This is a genomic window from Enterobacter sp. A8, assembly GCF_004296595.1.
Classification (GTDB): Bacteria; Pseudomonadota; Gammaproteobacteria; order Enterobacterales; family Enterobacteriaceae; genus Enterobacter; species Enterobacter cloacae.
Window position 1 is genome coordinate 93,297 of record NZ_SCMF01000008.1, and the last position, 26,458, is coordinate 119,754.

The following is a 26,458-nucleotide window of genomic DNA, read 5'->3' on the forward strand; positions in this document are numbered from 1 at the left end:
GATATGACAGGAGAGAGGCATGTCAGCAATCGCATTTATCGGTTTAGGGCAGATGGGCGCGCCAATGGCGAAGAATCTGTTGAAGCAAGGTCACCAGCTTCAGGTCTTTGATGTGAACCCGCAGGCGGTTCAGATCCTGGTGGAGAGCGGCGCGAAGGCGGCGGCAACGCCCGCGCAGGCCGCAACGGATGCCGAGTTCGTCATTACCATGCTGCCCAACGGCGACCTGGTGCGCAGCGTGTTGTTTGGCGAACACGGCGTTTGCGAAGGCTTATCTCGCAACGCGCTGGTGATCGATATGTCGACCATTCATCCCCTGCAAACCGACGCGTTGATCCACGACATGGCCGGGCGTGGCTTCAGCCTGATGGACGTACCTGTCGGGCGCACCTCAGACCATGCCATCGCCGGCACGCTGCTCCTGCTGGCAGGCGGCACGGCGGAGCAGGTTGAGCGCGCCACCCCCGTCTTAATGGCGATGGGCAATGAGCTGATTAACGCCGGCGGGCCGGGCATGGGCATCCGCGTGAAGCTTATCAATAACTACATGAGCATTGCGCTAAACGCCCTGTCCGCCGAGGCGGCCGTGCTGTGTGAAGCGCTCGGTCTCTCCTTTGAGGTGGCGCTCAAGGTCATGAGCGGCACGCCTGCAGGTAAAGGCCATTTCACCACCTCCTGGCCGAACAAGGTGCTGAAAGGGGATCTTTCACCCGCCTTCATGATCGACCTTGCACATAAAGATCTGGGGATCGCCCTGGACGTGGCCAACCAGCTCCACGTTCCGATGCCGCTGGGCGCGGCTTCCCGCGAAGTTTACAACCAGGCACGCGCCGCCGGGCGCGGGCGCGAAGACTGGACAGCCATTCTTGAACAGGTTCGCGCATCTGCCGGGCTGAAAAAATCACACTGATACGAAAGGACTGAGGAATGACGATGTACACCCTGAAAGATATCACCCGACCTTCCGGCGGTTTTGCGATGCTGGCCGTCGATCAGCGCGAAGCGATGCGCCTGATGTTTGCCGCAGCAGGTGCGCCGGTGCCGGTCACGGACCAGCATCTGACGGATTTTAAGGTCAACGCAGCGAAAATTCTGTCGCCGTACGCCTCTGCCATTCTCGTCGACCAGCAGTTCTGTTATCGCCAGATTGTGGAGCAGCAGGCCGTAGCTAAAAGCTGCGCGCTGATTGTGGCGGCCGACGAGTTTATTCCAGGGAACGGTATTCCCGTCGACAGCGTGACGATCGACAAGAACGTCGATGCGCAGGCGGTCAAACGCGATGGCGGCAAGGCGCTGAAATTACTGGTGCTATGGCGTAGCGATGAAGACGCGCAGCAGCGTCTTGAGATGGTGAAGGCATTTAACTCCCTGTGCCACGACAACGGCCTGCTGAGCATTATCGAGCCGGTGGTGCGTCCACCGCGTCGCGGCGCCGGGTTTAACCGCGAACAGGCGATTATCGATGCGGCCAAAGAGCTGGGTGACAGCGGTGCGGACCTCTACAAAGTGGAGATGCCGCTGTTGGGTAAAGGCACGCAGCAGGAACTGCTGGCGGCCTCGCAGAAGCTGAACGAGCACATCGCCATGCCGTGGGTGATCCTCTCCTCCGGCGTGGACGAAAAATTATTCCCGCGCGCCGTGAGCGTTGCCATGCAGGCGGGGGCATCAGGCTTTTTAGCCGGTCGCGCCGTCTGGTCATCGGTGATTGGCCTGCCGGACACCGGGCTGATGCTTCGCGATATTTCCGTACCTAAACTGCAGCGCCTGGGTGAGATCGTCGACGAAATGATGGCTCGCCGTTAAGAAAGGACCCGAACATGAAATGGTTTAACACCCTGAGCCATAACCGCTGGCTCGAACAAGAGACCGACCGCATTCTTGATTTCGGTAAAAACGCCGCCGTACCCACCGGCTTCGGCTGGCTGGGCAATAACGGGCAGGTTCGCAGCGATATGGGCACGCATCTGTGGATCACCGCCCGTATGCTGCACGTTTACGCGGTGGCGGCGAACATGGGTCGTCCCGGTGCGTATGCCCTGGTTGAGCACGGCATCAATGCCCTGAACGGCCCGCTGCGCGACAAACAGTACGGCGGCTGGTACGCCTGTGTTACCGATGAAGGCGTGGTGGATGCCTCCAAGCAGGGCTATCAGCACTTCTTCGTACTGCTGGGCGCGGCGAGCGCCGTCACCACCGGACATCCTCAGGCACGCAGGCTGCTGGACGACGCCATTGAGGTGATTGAGCGCTACTTCTGGAGCGAACAGGAACAGATGTGCCTGGAATCCTGGGATGAAGCGTTCAGCAAAACGGAAGATTACCGCGGCGGTAACGCCAACATGCACGCCGTGGAAGCCTTCCTCATCGTTTATGACGTAACCCACGATCGTAAATGGCTCGACCGCGCCCTGCGCATCGCCTCGGTGATTATTCACGACGTGGCGCGCAAAGGTGAGTATCGCGTTAATGAGCATTTCGATACCAACTGGAACCCGATCCGCGACTACAACATCGATAATCCCGCCCACCGTTTTCGCGCCTACGGCGGCACACCAGGGCACTGGATTGAGTGGGGCCGCCTGATGCTGCACCTGCGTGCCGCGCTGGAAGCCCGCTTCGAAACCCCACCGGCGTGGCTGCTGGAAGACGCAAAAGGACTGTTCCACGCCACCATCCGCGATGCCTGGGCGCCAGACGGAGCCGATGGGTTCGTCTACTCCGTTGGCTGGGACGGCAAGCCTATCGTGCGCGAACGCGTGCGCTGGCCGATCGTCGAGGCGATGGGCACAGCGTATGCGCTCTACACCGTAACCGGCGAGGCGCAGTACGAAGCCTGGTATCAGAAATGGTGGGATTACTGCATCAAATACCTGATGGATTACGAGAACGGATCCTGGTGGCAGGAGCTGGACACCAACAACGAAGTGACCACCAAAGTCTGGGACGGCAAGCAGGATATTTACCATCTGCTGCACTGCCTGGTGATCCCCCGCCTGCCGCTGGCCCCGGGCTTAGCCCCTGCCGTAGCCGCCGGATTACTGGATAGCCAGGCCAAATAATAAAGACGGAGTTTTCTATGCGTACCCTACACAATATTGATCTGAAAAATAACGAACATGGCTTCACCCTGCGCTGGCAGGACCGTCTGATTTTATCCCACTCCACCGATGAACCTTGCCTGTGGATCGGCGCGGGCGTTGCCGATATCGATATGTTTCGCGGCAACTTCAGCATCAAAGACAAGCTCAACGAAAAAATCGCCCTGACGGACGCGACCGTTACACAGCAAAGCGCAGGCTGGGCGATCCGCTTTACCCGTGGCGATGCGGTGAGCGCGACGCTGCTGGTGGGTGTGGATGCAGAAGGCCGTCTGGAACTGAAGCTGAAAAATGATGCCACCTGTCACAACCGCATCTGGCTGCGGCTGGCGGCCCAGCCTGAAGATCATATCTACGGCTGCGGCGAGCAGTTCTCGTACTTTGATCTGCGCGGAAAACCGTTCCCGCTGTGGACCAGCGAACAGGGGGTGGGCCGCAATAAGCAGACCTACGTGACCTGGCAGGCCGACTGCAAAGAGAACGCGGGCGGCGATTATTACTGGACCTTCTTCCCCCAGCCTACCTTCGTGAGCACCCAGAAGTACTACTGCCACGTGGATAACAGCTGCTACATGAACTTCGACTTCAGCGCGCCGGATTTCCACGAACTGGCGTTCTGGGAAGATAACGCCACGCTGCGCTTTGAATGTGCAGAAACCTACGTCGATCTGCTGGAAAAACTCACCGGCCTGTTGGGGCGACAGCCGGAGCTGCCGGACTGGGTTTACGACGGCGTGACGCTGGGCATTCAGGGCGGCACCGGGGTGTGTCAGCACAAGCTCGACGTCATGCGCCAGGGCGGGGTGAAGGTGAACGGCATCTGGGCGCAGGACTGGTCCGGCATCCGCATGACCTCCTTTGGCAAACGCGTGATGTGGAACTGGAAGTGGAACAGCGAGCTGTATCCGCAGCTTAATGAGCGTATTGCACAGTGGAAACAGGAAGGCGTGCAGTTCCTCTCCTATATCAACCCGTACGTCGCCAGCGACAAAGATCTCTGTGAAGAGGCGGCAAAACGCGGCTATCTGACCAAAAATGCCGACGGCAAGGACTACCACGTCGAGTTTGGCGAGTTCTACGCGGGCGTTATCGACCTGACCAACCCGGAAGCCTACGGCTGGTACAAAGAGGTGATCAAAAAGAACCTGATCGAACTGGGTTGCGGCGGCTGGATGGCCGATTTTGGCGAATATCTGCCAACCGATACCTTCCTGCATAACGGCGTCAGCGCGGAGATCATGCATAACGCCTGGCCTGCCCTGTGGGCCAAATGTAACTACGAGGCGCTGGAAGAGACCGGCAAGCTCGGCGAGATCCTGTTCTTCATGCGCGCAGGTTATACCGGCAGCCAGAAGCACTCGGTGATGATGTGGGCGGGAGATCAGAACGTCGACTGGAGCCTGGACGACGGTCTGGCGTCCGTCGTACCTGCTGCGCTGTCTCTGGCGATGACCGGTCACGGGCTGCACCACAGCGACATCGGCGGCTATACCACCCTGTTCGAGATGAAACGCACCAAAGAGCTGTTGCTGCGCTGGTGCGACTTCAGCGCCTTTACGCCGATGATGCGTACCCACGAAGGTAACCGCCCGGGTGACAACTGGCAGTTCGACGGCGACGCCGAAACCATCGCGCACTTTGCACGTATGACCACCGTGTTCACCACCCTGAAGCCGTACATCAAAGCTGCGGTTGCGCAGAACGCGAAAAGTGGCCTGCCGGTGATGCGACCGTTGTTCCTGCATTATGAAGACGACGCGCGCGCCTACACGCTGAAATACCAGTACCTGTTTGGCCGCGATCTGCTGGTGGCACCGGTTCATGAAGAGGGCCGCCACGACTGGACGCTCTATCTGCCGCAGGACAACTGGGTGAATGTGTGGACGGGTGAAACCTGCCAGGGCGGTGAGGTGACCGTTGCTGCCCCGCTCGGCAAACCACCGGTCTTCTATCGCCAGCAAAGCGAATGGGCAGATCTGTTTAATACCTTACGTCATATCTGATAAGGCTCGCCCGCGGGGAAACCTGCGGGCAGACGGAGAACAATAATGAGTCAACATACTTCTGATCCGGCAACCCTACGCCTGCCGTTTAAAGAAAAACTCGCCTACGGGATGGGCGATCTCGGCTCTAACATCCTGCTGGATATCGGCACGCTGTATCTGCTGAAGTTTTATACCGACGTGCTGGGCCTGCCGGGTACCTACGGCGGGATCATCTTCCTGATTGCCAAATTCTTTACCGCCTTCACCGATATGGGTACCGGGATCATGCTCGACTCCCGGCGCAACATCGGCCCGAAAGGGAAATTCCGCCCGTTCGTGCTGTATGCCGCCTTCCCGGTGACCTTGCTGGCGATTGCCAACTTCGTCGGTACGCCGTTTGAAATCACCGGTAAAACGGTGATGGCAACGGTGCTGTTCATGCTGTACGGCCTGTTCTTCAGCATGATGAACTGCTCTTACGGCGCGATGGTGCCCGCCATCACCAAAAACCCGGACGAGCGCGCCTCGCTGGCCGCCTGGCGTCAGGGCGGCGCCACGCTTGGCCTGCTGCTCTGTACCGTCGGTTTTGTCCCGGTAATGAACCTGATTGAGGGCAACGATCAGCTTGGCTATATCTTTGCCGCCACGCTTTTCTCGCTGTTCGGGCTGTTCTTTATGTGGTGGTGCTACAAGGGCGTGACCGAGCGTTACGTCGAGACGCAGCCTGCTCATCCGGCGCAAAAACCGGGGCTGTTGCAGTCGTTTCGCGCCATTGCCGGAAACCGTCCGCTGTTTATCCTGTGCATCGCCAACCTCTGCACGCTGGGTGCCTTTAACGTCAAACTCGCCATCCAGGTTTACTACACGCAGTACGTGCTGAACGACCCGATCCTGCTGTCTTACATGGGTTTCTTCAGCATGGGCTGTATTTTTATCGGCGTCTTTATGATGCCCGGCGCGGTGCGGCGCTTCGGCAAGAAAAAAGTCTATATCGGCGGGCTGATGGTTTGGGTGGCGGGCGATCTGCTCAACTACTTCTTCGGCGGCGGCTCGGTGAGCTTTGTGGCGTTCTCCTGCCTGGCCTTCTTCGGCTCCGCGTTCGTGAACAGCCTGAACTGGGCGTTGGTATCCGATACCGTGGAATACGGCGAGTGGCGCACCGGCGTGCGATCTGAAGGGACGGTTTACACCGGCTTTACCTTCTTCAGAAAGGTATCTCAGGCACTGGCGGGCTTCTTCCCGGGGATCATGCTCACGCAAATTGGCTATGTGCCCAACGTGGTGCAATCCGCCGGAACGGTTGAAGGACTGCGGCAGCTGATTTTTATCTATCCGAGCCTGCTGGCGGTCATCACCATTGTGGCGATGGGCTGTTTCTACAATCTCAACGAGAAGATGTATGTGCGCATCGTGGAAGAGATCGAATTGCGTAAACGTACGGCATAAATGACGAGAGAGAGCGCCCTGCGGGCGCTCTGAGGATCGACCATGACACATAACACTGATCCGTTAACCCTGAAATTGAGCCTGCGAGAGAAGTGCGCCTACGGGATGGGCGATTTTGGCTCGAATCTGATGCTGTGTATTGGCACGCTGTATCTGCTGAAGTTTTACACCGACGAACTGGGCATGCCCGCCTTCTATGGCGGCATTATTTTCCTGGTAGCGAAGTTTTTTACCGCGTTCACCGACATGCTGACCGGCGTGCTGCTGGACTCCCGGCGTAACATCGGCGCGAAGGGAAAGTTCCGGCCATTCATTCTTTATGCCTCCGTCCCGGTGGCGCTGGTCGCGACGGCGCAGTTTATGGCCAACGACTTTAGCCTGACGGTGAAAACAGCGCTCGCCACCGTGCTCTTCATGATGTTTGGCCTCTGCTATAGCCTGATGAATTGCGCCTACGGTGCGATGGTCCCGGCCATCACCAAAAACCCGAACGAGCGCGCGCAGCTTGCGGCGTGGCGTCAGGGCGGCGCAACCGTGGGGCTGTTGCTCTGCACCGTCGGCTTTATGCCCATTCAGGCGCTGTTCGTCAGCCAGCCCTCCCTCGGCTATCTGGTGGCGGCGCTGGTGTTCGTCACCGGTGGCCTGGTCTGCATGTGGTGGTGCTACAGCGGCGTGAAAGAGCGCTACGTGGAGCTTACGCCCGATCACCATAAGCCCGGCATTCTGCAATCATTCTGCGCGATTTTCCGCAATCCGCCGCTACTGGTGCTGTGTATCGCCAACCTGTGTACCCTTGCCGCGTTTAACATCAAGCTGGCGATTCAGGTCTATTACACCCAGTACGTGCTAAACGATCTGCATTTGCTGTCGTGGATGGGCTTTTTCAGCATGGGCTGCATTCTGATTGGCGTGTTTCTGGTGCCCGGCGCGGTGAAGCGCTTTGGCAAAAAACCGGTTTATCTGGGTGGGCTGGCGCTGTGGGCGGTGGGCGACGTGCTGAACTTCTTCTGGGGGACCAGTTCCCTGCTGTTCGTGCTGTTTTCCTGCATGGCGTTTTTCGGCACGGCGTTTGTGAACAGCCTGAACTGGGCGCTGGTACCGGATACCGTTGATTACGGCGAGTGGAAAACGGGCATTCGTGCTGAAGGGTCGGTTTATACCGGCTATACCTTCTCACGCAAAATCTCTGCCGCCCTCGCCGGTTTTCTGCCTGGCATCATGCTGACCCAGATTGGCTACGTTCCCCATGCGGTGCAGAGCGCAGGCACACTACTTGGTCTGCGTCAGCTTATTTTCCTCTGGCCGTGCGGCCTGGCCGTCGTTGCCGCCGTGACCATGGGGCTGTTTTATAAACTCAACGAAGCGCGCTTCGCCTTTATTATCGAGGAGATTGGAAAACGGAAAAAACAAACCGCGAATACCCCTGAGATAACCACCAACAATAAAGCGTCAGCAGTCACTTTATAACAATAAAACCGGCCACTATGTCCTTCCTGTTCATCAGGAGGGAGGCCTTTCTGTACCTGATACATGGACAAATTATGAAAAGAATCATTACTGTACTGATCGTGTCGTCTGTGTCCTGCCCGGTATTTGCCGGGGCTTATGTCGAAACCCGCGAAGCATACAATACGGCCTCTGAGCTCCACGAGGTGATCCTGCGTGCAGGCTATAACTTCGATATGGGCGCGGGGCTGATGTTCACCAATGCCTATAACGTGGGGAAATGGGATGAGCTTAAGCACAGCTATAACGAAATAGAGGGGTGGTATCCGCTCTTAAAACCCACCGACAAGCTCACCTTCCAGCCCGGCGGATTGATTAACGACAGCAGCGCAGGATCAGGTGGTGCGGTCTATTTAGATACCAATTATAAATTTACGGACGGGTTCAACCTGACGTTCCGCTATCGCTATAACCATAACAATTACGATACGCCGGACTATAACGGGCAGATGGATAAGAACGATACGCACGAGTTTGCTAACTACTGGAATTTCAAAGTGACGGATGCGTTTTTTTATACCTTTGAACCGCACTTTTTCCAGCGGGTGAATGATTACCACAGCAAAAATGGCAAAGATCATCACTGGGAAATTACCAATAAATTCAGCTACAAGATCGACAAAAACTGGCTGCCATATCTTGAACTGCAGTGGCTGGACAGATGGAATGATTACAACCGGGAGCAGTACCGGATTCGCCTGGGATTGCGGTATTCGTTCTAATAAAAAAGCCGCTGAGCAATCAGCGGCTTTTTACTGCCGGGCGGCGCATGCGCTTACCCGGCTAACGGATTGACCGTATTACTCTTCTTTCGCACCGCGCATTGCACGTTTACGATCGTTCTCGGTCAGGTGACGTTTACGGATACGGATAGACAGTGGAGTCACTTCTACCAGTTCGTCGTCATCGATGAATTCCAGAGCCTGCTCCAACGTCATCTTGATCGGTGGAACCAGAACCGTTGCTTCGTCAGTACCGGACGCACGCATGTTGGTCAGTTTCTTACCGGTCAGGCAGTTTACAGTCAGGTCGTTAGAACGACTGTGAATACCGATGATCTGGCCTTCATACACTTCAGCACCGTGACCCAGGAACAGCTTACCGCGATCCTGCAGACCGAACAGCGCAAACGCAACCGCTTTACCCTGACCGTTAGAGATCAGCACACCGTTGTTACGCTGGCCCACTTCACCCGGACGTACGTCGTCGTAGTGGCTGAAGGTGGAGTACAGCAGACCGGTACCGGAAGTCATGGTCATGAACTCAGAACGGAAGCCGATCAGGCCACGGCTTGGGATCACGTAGTCGAGACGTACGCGGCCTTTGCCATCTGGATTCATGTTTTTCAGGTCGCCTTTACGCTCACCCAGAGCCTGCATCACAGAACCCTGGTGCTGCTCTTCAACGTCCAGCGTTACGTTTTCGAACGGCTCTTGTTTACGGCCGTCGATTTCGCGGAAGATAACTTTCGGACGGGAAACCGCCATCTCGAAACCTTCACGACGCATGTTTTCGATCAGAACAGACAGGTGCAGTTCACCACGACCGGATACGCGGAAGGCATCAGCGTCTTCCGTTTCTTCAACGCGCAGCGCAACGTTGTGCACCAGCTCTTTGTTCAGGCGGTCAAGGATCTGACGAGAGGTAACGAATTTACCTTCTTTACCACAGAACGGAGAGGTGTTGACGTTGAAGAACATGGTTACCGTTGGTTCATCAACAGACAGGGCTGGCAGCGCTTCCACGTTCTGCGGGTCGCAGATGGTGTCAGAGATGTTCAGCTCGCCCAGACCGGTGATCGCGATGATATCGCCCGCTTCAGCCAGATCGCTGTCGATACGCTCCAGACCCAGGTGAGTCAGCACTTTGCCCACTTTACCGTTACGGGTTTTGCCTTCGCTATCGATGATAGTAACCTGCTGGTTCGGCTTCACTTTACCGCGTTTGATGCGGCCGATACCGATAACGCCAACGTAGTTGTTGTAGTCCAGCTGGGAGATCTGCATCTGCAGAGGACCATCAAGATCAACATCCGGAGCCGGTACGTGATCGACAATCGCCTGATACAGCGGGGTCATGTCTTCCGCCATATCTTCGTGATCCAGACCCGCAATACCATTCAGCGCCGAAGCGTAGATGATAGGGAAGTCCAGCTGCTCGTCGGTCGCGTCAAGGTTAACGAACAGGTCGAACACCTGATCAACAACCCAGTCAGGACGTGCGCCAGGACGGTCAACCTTGTTGATAACAACAATAGGCTTCAGGCCATGGGCAAATGCTTTTTTGGTCACGAAACGCGTTTGCGGCATTGGGCCGTCAAAGGCGTCAACCACCAGCAGCACGGAATCCACCATGGACATCACGCGCTCAACTTCACCACCGAAGTCGGCGTGCCCTGGGGTATCAACGATGTTGATACGGTAGTCATTCCATTTGATAGCGGTGTTTTTCGCGAGGATGGTAATCCCACGCTCTTTCTCCAAATCGTTGGAGTCCATCACACGCTCTTGAGTTTCGGCACGTGCATCAAACGTACCGGATTGCTGCAGCAGCTTATCAACCAGGGTAGTTTTACCATGGTCAACGTGCGCGATGATGGCGATGTTACGCAAATTTTCGATCACAACTTTGCCTCAGGCATTAGAAATAGCGCGTTATTGTACACGGATTAATCGCACTACAAAACAGGATCACAAACATCCCCCGCAAACAAGTATTGCAGAGATGCTTTGTGATCGCTTTCACGGAGCGTAAAAAGGGCACTTTAACGAAAATTGCACCAATATGGTGCTCAGTGTTCACACTGAAGCACTATACTGGTGCAACATAACCATTGTGGTGCAGCACTTTTGCACTATGGTGCGCATGATAACGCCTTTTTGGGGTGTTTTAAAAGTTGGCACAGATTTCGCTTTATAAAAATACGGCAAAAAGATGGCTTCATAGCCACCTTGATAGAAGTTGAAGACCTCGTTACCACGACGACAATGACCAATCTGGAGAGTTAAGTATGTCCGCTGAACACGTTTTGACGATGCTGAACGAACATGAAGTGAAGTTTGTTGATCTGCGCTTCACCGATACTAAAGGTAAAGAACAGCACGTCACTATTCCTGCTCATCAGGTAAACGCCGAATTCTTTGAAGAAGGCAAAATGTTTGACGGCTCCTCCATTGGTGGCTGGAAAGGCATTAACGAATCTGACATGGTTCTGATGCCAGACGCGACCACGGCGGTCATTGATCCGTTCTTCGAAGAGCCAACCCTGATCATCCGTTGCGATATCCTCGAGCCAGGCACGCTGCAGGGCTACGACCGTGACCCACGCTCCATCGCTAAACGTGCAGAAGAGTACCTGCGTTCTACCGGCATCGCAGACACCGTTCTGTTCGGGCCAGAGCCAGAATTCTTCCTGTTCGATGACATTCGTTTCGGTGCCTCTATCTCTGGCTCCCACGTGGCTATCGACGACATCGAAGGTGCATGGAACTCCTCCACCAAATACGAAGGTGGTAACAAAGGTCACCGTCCTGGCGTGAAAGGCGGTTACTTCCCGGTTCCTCCGGTCGATTCTTCACAGGACATCCGTTCCACCATGTGTCTGGTGATGGAAGAGATGGGCCTGGTAGTTGAAGCTCACCACCACGAAGTGGCGACTGCTGGTCAGAACGAAGTGGCAACCCGCTTCAATACCATGACCAAAAAAGCGGACGAAATTCAGATCTACAAATACGTTGTGCACAACGTTGCACACCGTTTCGGTAAAACCGCGACCTTCATGCCAAAACCAATGTTTGGCGACAACGGTTCCGGTATGCACTGCCACATGTCCCTGTCCAAGAACGGTACCAACCTGTTCTCTGGTGACAAATATGCAGGTCTGTCTGAGCAGGCGCTGTACTACATTGGCGGCGTAATCAAACACGCTAAAGCGATCAACGCCCTGGCGAACCCAACCACCAACTCTTACAAGCGTCTGGTCCCAGGCTACGAAGCACCTGTTATGCTGGCTTACTCAGCGCGTAACCGTTCTGCTTCTATCCGTATCCCGGTGGTGGCTTCTCCTAAAGCGCGTCGTATCGAAGTGCGCTTCCCGGATCCAGCAGCTAACCCATACCTGTGCTTCGCAGCACTGCTGATGGCCGGTCTGGACGGTATCAAGAACAAGATCCACCCAGGCGAAGCGATGGACAAAAACCTGTATGACCTGCCGCCAGAAGAAGCGAAAGAGATCCCACAGGTTGCAGGCTCTCTGGAAGAAGCCCTGCAGGCACTGGACGCAGACCGCGAATTCCTGACTGCGGGTGGCGTGTTCACTGATGACGCTATCGATGCTTACATCGCCCTGCGTACTGAAGAGAACGACCGCGTGCGCATGACTCCGCATCCGGTTGAATTCGAACTGTACTACAGCGTTTAAGTTACAACGGGTTTCGCGCCACCCTTCAGGCGCGGCCCCGAAAGCTTTTTTTTGTTGCCGTGGAAACTTTCAGCCCATCTCCGGATGGGCTTTTTTCTCCACCAACAACCTGATCTCACGCGCTTTTTACGACGAAAAAGCTATACTGCACTAAATTAGTGCAACCAACTCCAGGAGACTGCTGAATGGCAACTGGCACGCTGCCCGATGCTGGGCAGATCCTCAATTCGTTAATTAACAGCATTTTGCTGGTCGACGACGAGCTGGCTGTTCATTACGCCAACCCGGCGGCGCAGCAACTGCTCGCCCAAAGCGCACGCAAACTGTTTGGCACTCCGCTGCCAGAATTATTGAGCTATTTTTCGCTGAACATTGGCCTGATGCAGGAAAGTCTGCAGGCCGGTCAGGGGTTCACCGATAACGAAGTGACGCTGGTGATCGACGGGCGCTCGCATATTTTGTCGCTTACCGCGCAACGTCTTCCTGAAGGGCTGATCCTGCTCGAAATGGCGCCGATGGACAATCAGCGCCGACTGAGCCAGGAGCAACTTCAGCATGCGCAGCAAATTGCTGCCCGCGATCTGGTGCGGGGCCTGGCGCATGAAATCAAAAACCCACTGGGCGGATTACGCGGGGCGGCGCAGCTGTTAACCAAAGCGCTGCCGGACCCTGCGCTGGCGGAGTATACCAACGTCATCATTGAGCAGGCCGATCGTCTGCGTAACCTGGTTGACCGCCTGCTCGGGCCGCAACAGCCGGGTATGCATGTCACCGAAAGCATTCATAAAGTGGCTGAACGGGTGGTGAAGCTCGTCTCAATGGAGCTGCCGGAGAACGTTACGCTGGTGCGTGATTATGACCCCAGCCTGCCGGAACTGGCGCACGATCCGGACCAAATTGAGCAGGTCCTGCTGAATATTGTGCGTAATGCGCTGCAGGCTCTGGGACCGGAAGGCGGCGAAATCATTTTGCGTACCCGAACCGCATTCCAGCTCACCTTGCATGGCGTGCGCTATCGGCTGGCGGCACGCATCGACGTTGAGGACAACGGGCCGGGGATCCCATCTCATCTGCAGGACACCCTGTTCTACCCGATGGTCAGCGGTCGCGAAGGCGGTACCGGGCTGGGATTATCCATTGCCCGCAGTTTGATCGATCAACACTCTGGAAAAATTGAATTTACCAGTTGGCCGGGACATACCGAGTTTTCGGTTTTCCTGCCGATTAAAAAATAAAGGTGACGTTTATGCAACGAGGGATAGTCTGGGTAGTCGATGACGATAGCTCCATCCGTTGGGTGCTTGAACGCGCGCTCACAGGGGCGGGATTAAGCTGCACGACGTTTGAGAGCGGCAGCGAAGTGCTCGACGCACTCACCACCAAAACGCCGGATGTTCTGCTGTCGGATATTCGTATGCCGGGTATGGACGGGCTGGCGCTTTTAAAGCAGATCAAACAACGCCACCCTATGCTTCCGGTCATCATAATGACGGCACACTCCGATCTGGATGCCGCCGTTAGCGCCTATCAGCAAGGGGCATTCGACTACCTGCCCAAGCCATTTGATATCGACGAAGCGGTCGCGCTGGTTGAGCGCGCCATTAGCCATTACCAGGAGCAGCAACAGCCGCGTAATGCGCCCGATTTCGGCCCTACCACGGACATCATTGGCGAAGCACCGGCGATGCAGGATGTGTTTCGCATTATTGGCCGTCTGTCGCGTTCGTCCATCAGCGTACTGATTAATGGCGAATCGGGCACCGGTAAAGAGCTGGTCGCGCACGCCTTACATCGCCATAGCCCGCGGGCAAAAGCGCCGTTTATCGCCCTGAATATGGCGGCTATCCCGAAAGATTTGATTGAATCCGAACTGTTCGGCCATGAAAAAGGCGCCTTTACCGGGGCGAATACCATTCGTCAGGGCCGCTTCGAACAGGCTGACGGGGGGACGTTATTCCTGGATGAAATTGGCGATATGCCGCTGGATGTTCAGACCCGTCTTCTGCGCGTGCTGGCTGACGGACAGTTTTATCGCGTAGGCGGTTATGCGCCGGTGAAAGTGGATGTACGCATTATTGCCGCGACGCACCAGAACCTGGAGCAACGCGTGCAGGAGGGAAAATTCCGTGAGGATTTATTCCATCGCCTGAACGTCATCCGCGTCCATCTACCGCCGCTACGTGAACGTCGCGAAGATATCCCTCGCCTGGCGCGTCACTTCCTGCAGGTCGCCGCGCGTGAACTGGGCGTAGAAGCCAAACAGCTTCACCCGGAAACCGATGCCGCCCTCACCCGCCTGGCCTGGCCGGGTAACGTGCGTCAGCTGGAAAATACCTGTCGCTGGCTCACCGTCATGGCCGCCGGACAGGAGGTCTTGATTCAGGATCTGCCGGCCGAGCTGTTTGAAGCAACTGCCCCTGAAAGCAGTACGGGCCATGCGCTGCCGGACAGCTGGGCGACGCTGCTGGCGCAGTGGGCCGATCGCGCGCTGCGTTCCGGTCATCAAAATTTGCTCTCTGAGGCGCAGCCGGAGATGGAACGCACGCTGTTAACCACCGCGCTTCGTCATACGCAGGGCCATAAACAGGAAGCAGCCCGCCTGCTGGGATGGGGACGTAATACCCTGACGCGTAAGCTTAAAGAGCTGGGAATGGAGTAATCTGCACCGCTGTGTAAAGATTACTAATTGAGCGCAAATTGCCGTTATTTTGCGCTTTACTGTGTCGATGAGTTTTGTATGATCGTGCCCGGAAATTGGGGTGAACATCATGCTGGAAACATTAGTACATATGCTATCTAGCGGAGCCGCAGAAAGCCACACGCCGCAAACCGCAGTTGCTGCAGTGTTGTGTGCGGCGCTGGTTGGTCTGTTTAGCTAGCGGGTAAAAATGTAAAAGCCGGGTGGCGGCTTCGCCTTACCCGGCCTACGTTTCATGCTTTTGCGGCTTAAATCACCCGCGAGAACTGCTGCATACGCGCTTTCTGCCGAAGGTAAGCGTCAAAGCACATGCAGATATTACGAATCAATAAACGTCCTTTCGGCGTGACCTCAATCGCATTCTCCGACACATCCACCAGCCCGTCCTTCGCAAGCGGCGCCAGCAGCTTCAGGTCTTCTGCAAAATAATCGCTAAAGTGCAGATCCCACTGCGACTCAACGTCGCTGAAATCGAGACGGAAGTTGCAGATAAGCGCCTTAATCACATCACGACGAATGCAGTCGTCACGTGTTAACGCGATGCCGCGCCACAGCGCGTTGCCCTTTTCATCCACCTGCTGATAGTAGAGCTTCAACTCTTTCTGGTTTTGCGCGTAGCAATCGCCAATCATGCTGATGGCGGAAACGCCCATCCCCAGCAAATCGGTATCGCCCTGGGTGGTATAGCCCTGGAAATTACGGTGCAGTACCCCTTCGCGCTGAGCAACAGCCAGCTCGTCATCCGGACGGGCAAAGTGATCCATACCGATAAACTGATATCCGGTCTCGGTCAGCGAGGTAATGGTTTCCTGGAGAATATCCAGTTTCTGTTGAGCAGAAGGCAGATCGGCATCTTTGATTTTGCGCTGCGCGGCAAAGAGCGTCGGCAGATGCGCATAGTTAAACACGCTCAGGCGGTCCGGGTTAAGTTCAGCCACGCGTTTCAGCGTAAAGGCAAAGCTCTCCGGCGTCTGCTTTGGCAGGCCGTAAATCAGATCGATATTGGTTGAGGTGAAACCAATTTCACGCGCATGGTTGAGTAAGGCAAAGATAAATTCTTCGTCCTGCTCGCGGTTCACCAGACGCTGAACCTCTTTATTGAAGTCCTGAACGCCCATACTCAGGCGATTGAAGCCTTCGGCACGTAAATGATTCAGCACATCCAGCTCAATTTCACGCGGATCGACTTCGATCGAGATTTCGGCGTCGTCATTAAAATGGAAATTGCCGCGAAGAAGCGCCATCAAACGGCTGATCTGCGCTTTATTCAGATAGGTTGGCGTACCGCCGCCCCAGTGAAGCTGGCTGACGTGACGGCCAGTAAACAACGGCGCGCGGTGCAAAATTTCCTGCTCCAGCGCATCCAGATACTGATCGGCTTTATGCTGCTGACGGGTGACAATTTTATTGCAGCCGCAGAAGTAGCAGAGCTTATGGCAGAACGGAATATGGACGTAGAGCGACAGCGGGCGTTCTGGATAGCGCGCGACGGCCTGCTGAAAATCACCCTCGCCGAAGGCATCGGAGAACTCCAGCGCGGTGGGGTATGAGGTGTAACGCGGCCCGGAATAGTTATATTTCTGGATCAGGGCCAAATCCCAGTCGATAGATGGTACAGACATGCTCACTCCTTCCGTTGGTGTCGCGTTCGTATACGGCGGCCCGTTCTGGCCCCGTTGCGGACCATCATTCGGGTGCGCAGCCACTTCTGTCGCCGCGACAACCGCCGTAGTTTAACGAATAACCACACCAGATAACATATAACCGGAAGGGTTATAAGCAGGACTATCGTTCCTGCCGGGTGCAAATGTTAGTTTCCACCCTTCAGAAGACGCATCATATCTTCCTGCTTTTCGTCTTCTTCTTCATCTTCGTCATCGTCGTATGACAGGCCCAGCTTCTGCATCAGTTCGTCGATGCGATCCAGTTTGGCATCCACCCAGGACTGCTCTTCAGCGGTCAGGGTTTCACCCTCTTCAAGACGTTCCAGCAGCGCGTCCAGGCGCTCATCGTTCTCCAGCAAATCCAGCTCAGCCTGCGGTGAAAGCATAGGTTTCTCGCTCTTTGGTTTGTGCTGCTTAGTGACCGGGGTGTCTGTCACGCCCAGTGGAATGGGAGTTTTACTGCCGATACGTGGATCTTTCTGCGGCTTATTTTTAGCAGAAGCGCCAGATGCACCGCCACCGTTTGCACGGCTACCCGCAGCATGACCGCGATGTTTTTTTTCGCGTTTGCGATCGCGCGCTTCCTGGTTCAGTTCTTCGCGCGTTTTGCGGCGTGCTTTGGCAGGGCGTTTCGCGCCCGCTGCGGAGGTCGGTTTTTTCATGATGTTTTATCTTTAAGTCGTTTTCTTCAGTATAGAATTGCGGCGAAATCTAGCAGAAAGCAAGCAAAGAAAAAAGGCGACAGAGCAATCTGTCGCCTTTTTTCCTGACTCATAACCCTTAACGGGTCAGACATTCCGTGTTTGCCTACAACAAACCCTGTTTATCCGTTGGCTGATACCGTCCGTGATACGGTTCCTTTTCCTGTTAAAACGCCTCCAGGCGCTGGTCCTCCTGACAATCCTGCGTCTTCGCCTCCTGGCGCTCCTGACCCTTATCCCTAAGTCATTATCCTGTTGGCATCCCCGCCTTGACGCACACTTTACCTTGTTCATTTAAACTAACAAGCAACGAAAGGGTACAAAAACGGATTTTCAGATAATCACTCAATATTAATCTTATGATTTAAAACAGTTTGTATTTTTTTACACCTGCGATTTCTCTGAAATTTCTCATAACATCTATAGCCGATGTCTCACATCGGCCAGGGCTTAAGCCTACAGACCAGGTGCAATCAAAAAAGCCTTTTGCCTGCATTCAGGTATAATCCCTCGCAGATTACGATTTTTGGAGACGACCACGTGACTACCTGGAACTACCAACAGACGCATTTTGTCACCAGTGCGCCCGATATTCGCCACCTGCCCTCTGATACCGGCATCGAAGTGGCCTTTGCTGGCCGCTCGAATGCGGGGAAATCCAGCGCACTGAATACGCTGACCAATCAGAAGAACCTGGCGCGTACCTCAAAAACACCTGGCCGTACCCAGCTGATTAACCTGTTTGAAGTGGCCGAAGGCAAACGCCTGGTCGATTTACCGGGGTACGGTTACGCGCAGGTACCGGAAGAGATGAAGATCAAGTGGCAGCGCGCGCTGGGTGAATATCTGGAAAAGCGCATGTGCCTGAAAGGCCTGGTGGTGCTGATGGATATTCGCCACCCGCTGAAAGACCTTGATCAGCAAATGATCGACTGGGCTGTGGCAAGCGATATTGCCGTTCTGGTGCTGCTGACAAAAGCGGATAAGCTGGCGAGCGGCGCGCGTAAAGCGCAGGTGAATATGGTTCGTGAAGCGGTACTGGCATTCAACGGAGATGTGCAGGTTGAAGCGTTCTCCTCGCTGAAAAAGCAGGGTGTGGATAAGCTGCGTCAGAAGCTCGACAGCTGGTTCAGTGAGCTGGAGCCCGCAACAGAAGCGGAAGAAGAGTAATACCGGGCGCGGCCATGGCCGCGCTTTTTTTGTCCGAAATTTTCTTTGCCGCAATAAAAAACGCCCCAGTCATTACTGACTGGGGCGGCTAAAATATTCAGCCAAATCCGATTACGTGAAGTAAAAGGTCTGAAAGATAGAACATCTTACCTCTGTACCCTACGCCGCTAACTCTACCCCTTTTTTTGCTGCAGAAAAAGCACTTTTTGTAGTTTTTTTTCATTCTTTACATAGGGAATTCTAATGATCGTCACAAAACGCACGTCGTTATGTTGCTAACTTACATAAAAAGCGCGTTATTCGCCGAACCATTAGTGAGCCTGATCCCAGTTTTCACCACTTCCCACTTCCACCAGCAACGGCACATCAAGTTTCATGCTGTTTTCCATCAGTTCGTGGATCGTCTTCGACACGCTATCGAGATCGTCTTTGTGCACTTCGAACACCAGTTCATCGTGTACCTGCATGATCATTTTCACGCGCGGTTTCTCTTTTTCCAGCCAGGCATCCACGGCGATCATCGCGCGCTTGATGATGTCAGCTGCGGTTCCCTGCATCGGGGCGTTGATTGCAGCACGTTCTGCCCCGGCACGGCGCGCCGCGTTGCTGGATTTAATGTCGGGTAAGTAGAGACGACGACCGTCCAGGGTTTCAACGTAGCCTTTTTCCTTCGCCTGCGCGCGGGTGCGTTCCATATATTCCAGTACGCCCGGATATCGCTCGAAGTAGAGATCCATATACTTCTGCGACTCTTTACGCGGAATATTAAGCTGGCGTGAAAGACCGAAGGCGCTCATGCCGTAAATCAGGCCGAAGTTGATTGCTTTCGCGCTGCGGCGTTGCTCGTTTGTCACGCTGTCCAGCGGCAGACCAAAGACTTCCGCAGCGGTTGCCCGGTGGATGTCCTTCCCTTCGGCAAAGGCCGTCAACAGGCCCTTATCACGCGAGAGGTGCGCCATAATGCGCAGCTCGATTTGCGAGTAGTCAGCAGAAACAATCAGATAGTCATCAGGTGCAATAAACGCCTGACGAATGCGACGCCCTTCTTCATTTCGTACCGGAATGTTCTGCAGGTTTGGATCGGTCGAGGAGAGACGTCCGGTGGCCGCCACAGCCTGATGGTATGAAGTATGCACACGACCCGTTTTCGGGTTGATCATCAGCGGCAGCTTATCGGTGTAAGTCGATTTCAGCTTTGCCAGACCACGGTACTCCAGAATGACTTTGGGCAGTGGATAATCCAGCGCCAGCTCCTCCAGCACCTCTTCAGAGGTGGACGGTGCGCCGCCAGGGGTTTTCTTCAGCGGTTTGATCCCCTGCTTTTCAAACAGGATGGTTTGCAGCTGTTTTGGCGATGAGAGGTTAAACGGCTCACCGGCAAGCTCATGCGCCTTTTGCTCCAGTTCGGTCAGACGCTGGGCGAGTTCGCCCGAGTGGTTATGCAGTACCGTCGGATCGATTTTTACGCCGTTGCGCTCGATGCGTGAAAGAACAGGTACCAGCGGCATCTCAATGTTCTGAAACACATTCAGCGGCCCTTCGTGCTTCTGCAGTTTTGGCCACATCTTCAGGTGCAGCTGCAACGTGACGTCGGCATCTTCTGCCGCATAGCGTCCCGCCTCTTCCAGCGCAATCTGGTTAAAGGTGAGCTGATTTTTGCCCTTACCGGCAATCTCTTCAAACGTGATGGTTTTATGTTTTAACCAGCGGTCAGACAGGGAGTCCATATCATGACGGCCTGCTACGCTGTCCAGAATGTAGGATTCCAGCATGGTATCAAACGCGATACCGCGCAGCTCAATACCGTAGTTTTGCAGAATACCGCGGTCGTATTTGAGGTTTTGCCCCACCTTCAACGCGTTGTCGTCTTCCAGAATCGGCTTCAGCAGTTCCAGCACGCGTTCGCGAGAGAGTTGCTCCGGTGCGTCCAGGTAATCGTGCGCGACGGGAACATAGGCAGCGATACCCGGCTCTGTCGCAAAGGACAGGCCCACCATATTGGCGGTAATGTTATCCAGACTGTCGGTTTCCGTGTCGAAAGCAAACACCGGTGCTTTTTTCAGTTTCTCGATCCAGGCAACCAGCTGTGACTCTTCAAGAATGGTTTCGTAGTGCTCAAAAGAGAGCGCTGCGGCTTCTTCTTCAGCCTGATCGTCGGCATCAATGACAATCGTCTCTTTTGGCTTCGCAGCCGGTTTGGCGCCTTTTGCCTGCAGCCATTTACCGGCTTCCACGTCGGTGGTCCAGCGCTTAAATTCGTATTTCTTAAACAGACTCAGCAGGTCATCCGCTGACGGTTGCTGTACCTCAAGCTGCTCACATCCCAGTTCCAGCTCAACATCGGTTTTAATCGTCGCCAGCTTATAGGAGAGATAAGCCACCTCTTTATTCTCTTCCAGCTTCCCGGCCATGGTTTTTGCGCCACGGAAGGAGAGCCCGGCGATTTTGTCAGACTCCGTATACAGCGTATCTAGCCCGCCCAGTCCCTGAAGGAGTGCCTGTGCCGTTTTTTCGCCAACGCCTGGCACGCCTGGGATGTTATCCGATGAGTCGCCCATCAACGCGAGGAAATCGATAATCAACTCTGGCGGCACGCCATATTTTGCGACCACCTCTTCAGGGCCGAGGATGGTGTTGGTCATGGTGTTAATCAGGGTGATCCCTGGCGTCACCAGCTGCGCCATATCTTTATCACCAGTACTGATGAGAACCGGACGGCCCATTTTTTCGGCTTCACGCGCCAGGGTGCCAATGACGTCATCCGCTTCCACACCAGAAACCGCCAGCAGTGGTAACCCCATCGCTTTCACCATCGCGTGCAGCGGCTCAATCTGCGCACGCAGATCGTCAGGCATTGGCGGACGGTGAGATTTGTAATGCTCAAACAACTCGTCGCGGAAAGTTTTGCCTTTCGCGTCAAAAACGACTGCCGCGTGGGTTGGCTGATACTGAAGGATCAGGCTACGCAGCATGTTAAGTACACCGTACATCGCGCCGGTGGGTTCCCCTGCGCTATTGGTCAGAGGAGGAAACGCATGATACGCCCGATACAGGTAAGAAGAGCCGTCGACGAGAATAAGAGGGTTTTCTGGGATCTGAACCATAATGTCCGTGCCTTTAATCAATTTATGACTAAAGGATGCCACAGAAGGATGAAAACATCAGTTATTAGCGCCTGATACAGGAAAAGATTTTACGATCGTGAGGATCGCTCGCAAAATTTAAACTGTGGATAAGTTTGTGAATACTTTCACTTCATATGACTAACAAAGGCAAAAAAAGCGTAAAGACACATAATTATCATCTATTTATCAATTAGTTATATGAGAATAATGAATTATATTGCTAGCTAATGAGAATATAGCATATGTGGATATATGCCCGGTTTGCTGCGTAATAGTAGTGAAATCTTCTGCAGCGAGATGCTGCCTGTCAACTCTCCGTATGAAAGCCCCATTATTTTGTCTGATTTCTGATAAAATCAGCGCCCTGCACCGGATAGTCGGTCGCTAACTTACAGCTAACCATTTGAAAAAGCTCATCATGTCGAGATTGCTCGCTGCAATAACATTACTGTTAAGCATCATTTTAACTATTCTGGTGACGATCGCCTGTTCTGTACCGATCATCATCGCCGGGATAATTAAACTGCTGTTACCTTTGCCTACGGTTTGGCGAGCCGTGTCGGCGTTTTGTAATTTCATGATGTACTGCTGGTGCGAAGGGTTGGCCATCCTGCTGCGCCTGAATCCTCACCTGAAGTGGGACGTTGAGGGTCTGGAAAGACTCAACAAAAAGAACTGGTATCTGCTGATCTGTAATCACCACAGCTGGGCCGACATCGTGGTGTTATGTGTGCTGTTCCGTAAGCATATCCCGATGAACAAATACTTCCTGAAGCAACAGCTAGCCTGGGTACCGTTTATCGGCCTGGCCTGCTGGGCGCTGGATATGCCTTTTATGAAACGCTATTCGCGCAGCTATTTGATTCGCCACCCGGAGCGACGGGGTAAGGATGTGGAAACGACGCGTCGCTCCTGCGAGAAGTTTCGCGCACATCCGACAACGATTGTGAATTTTGTCGAAGGCTCGCGGTTCACAGAAGAGAAGCGTCTTCAGACTCGCTCCCCTTATCAGAACCTGCTGCCACCCAAGGCGGCGGGTATTGCCATGGCGCTTAACGTGCTGGGGGCGCAGTTCGATAAATTACTGAACGTGACGCTCTGCTATCCGGAAAACGATAAGACGCCTTTCTTCGATATGCTTAGCGGCAAGCTGACGCGTATCGTGGTTCGTGTCGATCTGGTGCCAATTGATACCGAACTGCATGGGGATTACGTTAACGATAAGAACTTCAAACGTCGTTTCCAGCTTTGGCTTAATACGCTCTGGAAAGAGAAAGATGAGCAGATAGAGAACATCAAAGCTTCAAACAAAAACGCCGGTCATTGACCGGCGTTTTTATATCATTGGGTTTACTTCTTCTCGACCAGGTATTTCACGGTGTCTGCGTACTGCTGTACGAAGATATCCATGCTGCTGGTGTCCATGCCCTGCATGTTCAGCTGATATTTGCCGTTTACATACATCGCCGGAACGCCCTGGAGCTGCAGATCGGCTGCGGCTTTTTCCTGTTGAGCAACCAGCGATTTCACGACAAAGCTGTTCCATGCGGCGTCGTAGTCTTCACCTTTCACGCCTGCGTCAACGAACACTTTACGAATATCTGCTGCGGTCTGGACGGTCTGGGTTTTCTGCACCGCTTCAAACATAGGGGAGGTGATCTTATCTTCCACACCCAGCGCAATCGCAACCGCCCACGCCTGAGTCAGGTCTTTACCCAATGGGCCCAGGAACTCAACGTGGTATTTGGTCATTTTGGTGCCTTCCGGCAGCTTTTTCTTCACGTTGTCAGCAACATGCAGCACTTGCTCAAACTCATAGCAGTGTGGGCAATAGAACGAGAAGAACTCGAGAACCTGTGGCTCGCCAGCGACGGGCTTGTCCAGCGTAATGTACTGTTTGCCGTCGGTAAACTGTGCAGCAGAAGCGCTAAATGCCAGAATAATACCTGCCAGCGCCAGCCAAATTTTTTTCATGATTAACTCTCTCCTGGATGTGTCCAATTAATACATCGGCGTTAGTTGCAGTGGGGGTTCCTGAAGAACCTTAACCTGCTCAGTAAATGTGGATATCTGGCTGCGCCAGTAATCCTCTCCGGTAAGCCACGGGAAATTACGAGGAAATGCGGGATCATCCCAACGCCTGATTAACCATGCGAGATAATAAACAAAACGCATCGCACGTAAAGGTTCTATCAGGGCAATTTCGTCTGAATTAAAAGGGCTAAACTCTTCATAGGCTTCAATAATCGTTTCAAGCTGCATACGTTGCTCGGCTTTGTCGCCGTTGAGCAACATCCACAAATCCTGCACCGCTGGCCCCATCCGCGCATCATCGAGGTCAACAAACAGAGGGCCATCGCGCCAGAGAATATTCCCGGCATGACAATCACCATGCAAACGCAGGACAGAAATATCATCGCGCCAGCAGGCTTTTACCGCCCCAATAAGTTTATCCGTCGCGCTGAGAAACGCGTCCTTTAATGCAGAGGGAATAAGCGCTGAGGTTTCGAAGACCTGGCGGGGTTCAATAAGGTATTCCTGAATACCGATAGTCGGGCGGGCAATAAACGACGTTTTGCGTCCCGTCTGGTGGATGCGTCCCAGATAGCGGGCAACCCACTCCATTTGGTCGATATTATCCGCTTCAAACTGGCGACCACCCAGACTGGGAAATATAGCGTAGTAGAACCCTTCGTGCGTAAGCAGCGTTTGGTTATTGAATTTTATCGGTGCGGCAACAGGAACTTCGTCATTCAGTAGATCGTGAGCAAACTGATGCTCTTCCTGAATTTGTTCAGCGGACCAGCGCTTGGGGCGATAGAACTTAACAACGAAGCGCTGACGATCCTCGTCCTGGAATTGATAGACGCGGTTTTCGTAGCTATTTAGCGGGGTTAGCCCGGAATCCACCCGAATACCCTGCTCAAACAGCGCATCCATAATGGTATCCGGGTGTAATGTCTGGAAAGTAAAAGCCTGGTCGTTCATCCGATCATCCGGAAATTATACGAATGATTCAGGATATCATCTTGTGGCGATTTCGGTGCCGCCGCTTACAAGCTTTTACTCTTTAATTACGCCTCGGGCGCGCAGCAATGCGGTTTTAAAATCTTCCTCATAATCTTTCTGAATACCAGGAATAACAGCATCTTTGGCAGAGTCACGCATTTTGAGGTGATAGATCAGGATGTCGTCAGAAAGGTCTGTCAGTTCACCTTCAAAACCTGACTCTTTCGCCAGTTTCTGTAAAAATTGCATCAGATTCAGCTCTGGCTCTTTTTGCCAGGCTGGCTGGAGGAGTTCAATGACTTCATTCAGACGTTTACATTTCATGGTGGTGCTCCTTTCATTTAGAGTGACACGTTAGCAGGGTCAATCCCACAATAAAAGAGGCGATATTCGTGAATCCGGGTCAGGAAATCATCGGAGTGGTTCTGGCGGGTGGCAAGGCAACGCGCATGGCGGGAAAAGATAAGGGGCTTCAGCACCTTAACGGTAAGCCACTTTGGCAGCATGTTTCTGACACGCTTGCAGATCAGGTTGCGGCAATGGCCATCAGTGCCAATCGCCATATCGATATTTATCAGCGCAGCGGATACCCCGTTTATCAGGATACTCTTGGGGATTACCCAGGACCGTTGGCCGGCATGCTCTCGGTCATGCAGCAGTCTGAGGCAGAGTGGTTTGTTTTCTGCCCGTGTGATACGCCGTTTATTCCCTCCTGCCTTGTCGAGCGTCTCGTGCAATTTCGTGATGGTGCACCGGTTGTCTGGGTGCATGACGGTGAGCGCGACCATCCTGCTATTACGCTGATTCATAGATCATTAGTTCCAGCGCTGCAGGATTACCTGACGGCGGGAGAGCGAAGAGTCATGGTGTTTATGCGTCAGTCAGGCGGCCATTCCGTTGATTTTAGTGACTGGAAGTCTGCATTTGTGAACGTGAATACGACGGAAGATTTACAGACCATGCAGGAGAAAAAATGACGCCTGTTTTAGCTATCGCCGCCTGGAGTGGTACCGGGAAAACGACGCTGCTTAAAAAGCTGATACCCGCACTTTGTGCCAGAGGCATCCGCCCAGGGCTGATTAAGCATACCCACCACAATATGGACGTCGATAAACCGGGTAAAGACAGCTATGAACTGCGTAAGGCAGGTGCCGCGCAAACCATGGTGGCAAGTCGTGAGCGGTGGGCATTGATGACGGAAACGCCCGATGAAGCACCGCTGGATCTCGCGTATCTGGTCAGTCGGATGGATCACTCCACGCTTGATCTGGTGCTGGTTGAGGGATTTAAGCATGAGGCCGTTGCAAAGATCCTGCTGTTCAGAAGCGATGCCGGGCATGATGTTAGCGAGTTAACGCTGGATGAGCATGTCATTGCGGTGGCCAGCGATGTCGCTCTCGATGTTGAGGTTCCAGTGCTGGATTTAAATGATGAGGATGGGATTGCTGAGTTTATTGTGGGGTGGTGTGCGGTCTGATGCCCTCTCCCGCAGGAAGAGGGAGAAAAACAAAAGCAAAAAACCCCGCACCTTACGGTACGGGGTTCTTTTTATTTGATGCCTGGCAGTTCCCTACTCTCACATGGGGAGACCCCACACTACCATCGGCGCTACGGCGTTTCACTTCTGAGTTCGGCA

22 protein-coding genes are annotated in these 26,458 nt (G+C 54.0%); 15 read left to right on the forward strand and 7 right to left on the reverse strand.

Annotated elements, in window-relative coordinates; genetic code table 11:
- Positions 1-19 precede the first annotated feature (19 nt).
- The 7 genes from yihU (at position 20) to ompL (ending at position 8,757) form a co-directional block, all read left to right on the forward strand.
- The gene (gene yihU / locus EQV24_RS22535) at positions 20-910 is read left to right on the forward strand and encodes a sulfolactaldehyde 3-reductase (protein ID WP_058651830.1); all 891 of its coding nucleotides are present in this window, start codon (positions 20-22) and stop codon (positions 908-910) included.
- A 17-nt stretch (positions 911-927) separates the two neighbouring features.
- On the forward strand, positions 928-1,803 hold the full coding sequence (gene yihT / locus EQV24_RS22540; protein WP_058651828.1) for a sulfofructosephosphate aldolase: 876 nt from the start codon (positions 928-930) through the stop codon (positions 1,801-1,803).
- 14 nt (positions 1,804-1,817) lie between these two features.
- Positions 1,818-3,059 (forward strand): sulfoquinovose isomerase, encoded by a 1,242-nt coding sequence (gene yihS, locus EQV24_RS22545; protein WP_097535138.1) that lies wholly within the window; start codon positions 1,818-1,820, stop codon positions 3,057-3,059.
- Between the two features lie 17 nt (positions 3,060-3,076).
- The gene (locus tag EQV24_RS22550) at positions 3,077-5,101 is read left to right on the forward strand and encodes an alpha-glucosidase (RefSeq protein ID WP_048970971.1); all 2,025 of its coding nucleotides are present in this window, start codon (positions 3,077-3,079) and stop codon (positions 5,099-5,101) included.
- A gap of 45 nt (positions 5,102-5,146) precedes the next feature.
- Positions 5,147-6,529 carry an MFS transporter gene (locus EQV24_RS22555; RefSeq protein ID WP_013099372.1) on the forward strand — a complete coding sequence of 461 codons (1,383 nt, stop codon included), beginning with the start codon at positions 5,147-5,149 and terminating at the stop codon, positions 6,527-6,529.
- Between the two features lie 42 nt (positions 6,530-6,571).
- On the forward strand, positions 6,572-7,996 hold the full coding sequence (locus tag EQV24_RS22560) for an MFS transporter (protein ID WP_040020359.1): 1,425 nt from the start codon (positions 6,572-6,574) through the stop codon (positions 7,994-7,996).
- 74 nt (positions 7,997-8,070) lie between these two features.
- Positions 8,071-8,757, forward strand: coding sequence for a porin OmpL (ompL, locus tag EQV24_RS22565; RefSeq protein WP_040020361.1), 687 nt, complete (start codon positions 8,071-8,073; stop codon positions 8,755-8,757).
- Positions 8,758-8,835: 78 nt separating this feature from the next.
- On the opposite strand, the gene typA is transcribed toward ompL, so the two are convergent.
- Positions 8,836-10,659, reverse strand: coding sequence for a ribosome-dependent GTPase TypA (typA, locus tag EQV24_RS22570; protein WP_008501854.1), 1,824 nt, complete (start codon positions 10,657-10,659; stop codon positions 8,836-8,838).
- Positions 10,660-11,045: 386 nt separating this feature from the next.
- Here typA and glnA point away from each other — a divergent pair, with 386 nt between their 5' ends.
- From glnA to EQV24_RS23690, 4 genes are all read left to right on the forward strand, one after another.
- On the forward strand, positions 11,046-12,455 hold the full coding sequence (gene glnA / locus EQV24_RS22575; RefSeq protein ID WP_013099376.1) for a glutamate--ammonia ligase: 1,410 nt from the start codon (positions 11,046-11,048) through the stop codon (positions 12,453-12,455).
- Positions 12,456-12,640: 185 nt separating this feature from the next.
- Positions 12,641-13,690 carry a nitrogen regulation protein NR(II) gene (gene glnL, locus EQV24_RS22585; RefSeq protein WP_008501857.1) on the forward strand — a complete coding sequence of 350 codons (1,050 nt, stop codon included), beginning with the start codon at positions 12,641-12,643 and terminating at the stop codon, positions 13,688-13,690.
- 11 nt (positions 13,691-13,701) lie between these two features.
- The gene (gene glnG, locus EQV24_RS22590; RefSeq protein WP_013099377.1) at positions 13,702-15,114 is read left to right on the forward strand and encodes a nitrogen regulation protein NR(I); all 1,413 of its coding nucleotides are present in this window, start codon (positions 13,702-13,704) and stop codon (positions 15,112-15,114) included.
- Between the two features lie 109 nt (positions 15,115-15,223).
- Positions 15,224-15,334 (forward strand): YshB family small membrane protein, encoded by a 111-nt coding sequence (locus EQV24_RS23690; protein WP_032618432.1) that lies wholly within the window; start codon positions 15,224-15,226, stop codon positions 15,332-15,334.
- 67 nt (positions 15,335-15,401) lie between these two features.
- Here EQV24_RS23690 and hemN read toward each other — a convergent pair whose 3' ends face one another.
- Together hemN and yihI are read right to left on the reverse strand one after the other, a co-directional pair.
- Entirely contained in the window at positions 15,402-16,775 is a 1,374-nt protein-coding gene (gene hemN / locus EQV24_RS22595) for an oxygen-independent coproporphyrinogen III oxidase (RefSeq protein WP_130627078.1), read from the reverse strand.
- Positions 16,776-16,963: 188 nt separating this feature from the next.
- Positions 16,964-17,479, reverse strand: coding sequence for a Der GTPase-activating protein YihI (gene yihI, locus EQV24_RS22600; protein ID WP_013099380.1), 516 nt, complete (start codon positions 17,477-17,479; stop codon positions 16,964-16,966).
- Positions 17,480-18,058: 579 nt separating this feature from the next.
- On the opposite strand from yihI, the gene yihA reads away from it, so the two are divergent.
- Positions 18,059-18,688, forward strand: a complete 630-nt coding sequence (gene yihA / locus EQV24_RS22605) for a ribosome biogenesis GTP-binding protein YihA/YsxC (RefSeq protein WP_020686870.1) — start codon at positions 18,059-18,061, stop codon at positions 18,686-18,688.
- Positions 18,689-18,999: 311 nt separating this feature from the next.
- Here yihA and polA read toward each other — a convergent pair whose 3' ends face one another.
- Positions 19,000-21,792, reverse strand: a complete 2,793-nt coding sequence (gene polA, locus EQV24_RS22610; protein WP_095455589.1) for a DNA polymerase I — start codon at positions 21,790-21,792, stop codon at positions 19,000-19,002.
- A 439-nt stretch (positions 21,793-22,231) separates the two neighbouring features.
- On the opposite strand from polA, the gene EQV24_RS22615 reads away from it, so the two are divergent.
- Positions 22,232-23,140 carry an acyltransferase gene (locus tag EQV24_RS22615; RefSeq protein ID WP_013099384.1) on the forward strand — a complete coding sequence of 303 codons (909 nt, stop codon included), beginning with the start codon at positions 22,232-22,234 and terminating at the stop codon, positions 23,138-23,140.
- Positions 23,141-23,163: 23 nt separating this feature from the next.
- Here the strand turns inward: EQV24_RS22615 and dsbA are convergent, their stop codons facing one another.
- The 3 genes from dsbA to EQV24_RS22630 all read right to left on the reverse strand — a co-directional run bounded on the left by dsbA (position 23,164) and on the right by EQV24_RS22630 (position 25,146).
- Positions 23,164-23,787 carry a thiol:disulfide interchange protein DsbA gene (gene dsbA / locus EQV24_RS22620; RefSeq protein WP_129252924.1) on the reverse strand — a complete coding sequence of 208 codons (624 nt, stop codon included), beginning with the start codon at positions 23,785-23,787 and terminating at the stop codon, positions 23,164-23,166.
- A gap of 27 nt (positions 23,788-23,814) precedes the next feature.
- Positions 23,815-24,801, reverse strand: a complete 987-nt coding sequence (locus tag EQV24_RS22625; protein ID WP_045901558.1) for a serine/threonine protein kinase — start codon at positions 24,799-24,801, stop codon at positions 23,815-23,817.
- A gap of 75 nt (positions 24,802-24,876) precedes the next feature.
- Complete coding sequence (locus EQV24_RS22630) at positions 24,877-25,146, reverse strand: YihD family protein (RefSeq protein WP_013099387.1); 270 nt, start codon at positions 25,144-25,146, stop codon at positions 24,877-24,879.
- Between the two features lie 68 nt (positions 25,147-25,214).
- Here EQV24_RS22630 and mobA point away from each other — a divergent pair, with 68 nt between their 5' ends.
- Together mobA and mobB are read left to right on the forward strand one after the other, a co-directional pair.
- Positions 25,215-25,799, forward strand: coding sequence for a molybdenum cofactor guanylyltransferase MobA (gene mobA, locus EQV24_RS22635; RefSeq protein ID WP_130627079.1), 585 nt, complete (start codon positions 25,215-25,217; stop codon positions 25,797-25,799).
- Complete coding sequence (gene mobB / locus EQV24_RS22640) at positions 25,796-26,299, forward strand: molybdopterin-guanine dinucleotide biosynthesis protein MobB (RefSeq protein WP_058679014.1); 504 nt, start codon at positions 25,796-25,798, stop codon at positions 26,297-26,299. Before mobA ends, mobB begins: the two co-directional genes overlap by 4 nt.
- The last annotated feature ends 159 nt before the right edge of the window (positions 26,300-26,458 follow it).